General features: G+C 25.0%; 1 pseudogene. It reads left to right on the top strand.

Going from position 1 to position 753, the window contains the following annotated elements:
* Positions 1-753 (top strand): annotated as a pseudogene (locus E6A48_RS08515) (lysozyme inhibitor LprI family protein); the annotation flags it as partial.

The following is a 753-nucleotide window of genomic DNA, read 5'->3' as shown; positions in this document are numbered from 1 at the left end:
GAATTATTAAAATTAAATAAAAAAGATGCTGATGTTTATTTAGCTTTGTTCTTATCTCATTTTGCTTGCGATTCGCTTTACTATTTTGAAGAAGAAAAAAAGTATTTAACAGAATGGAAAAAAGCAGGCGGCACTAACATATCTATGATGATATCAAAGTATGATGATGATAATGCTTATAGTAATAAAATGAAATTAGTTGACTATATAATAGAAGCTCCTGATTCTTTAAGGGCAGAAAAATTAGTTGCTGATGCTTATAATAATGGTTTCTCTAGATATATTGCAAAAAATAATGGATATATAGATTTATTTAATGAAAATAATTATTCTTTAAGTTCAATTGAATTAGAAGGTACAGCTCATGTAGCTGCAGTAAATATAGTACCGGAAATAGTCAATACAAATATAATAAATAAATATTTAAAAACATATGTTACAAATAGACTCAGCAATGATAAATTATATTTTGATGATGCGGAGTATTTTAGAAATTATTATGGAATTGATTTAATGGAGTATTATGATGGATGGAATAATCTTAGTTTTCTTGAGTTTAAGAAAAATACATTTTTAATTGAATCGAGAGTAAATATGCATTATTATAATCCTGAGTTTATGAATAATCATATATATGCTTCATTTGAAGAGACAAAAACTTATAATTTTAGACTTGGAGATATAGATAACCTAGAATCTGCTGAAATTAATTCAATTTCTACAAATGATTTGAAAGATTATACTAAAGGCTCT

The organism is Brachyspira pilosicoli (assembly GCF_019402445.1).
GTDB lineage: Bacteria > Spirochaetota > Brachyspiria > Brachyspirales > Brachyspiraceae > Brachyspira > Brachyspira pilosicoli_B.
Note: the sequence above shows the minus strand (reverse complement) of the source record. Positions and strands in the feature narration are given on the sequence as shown.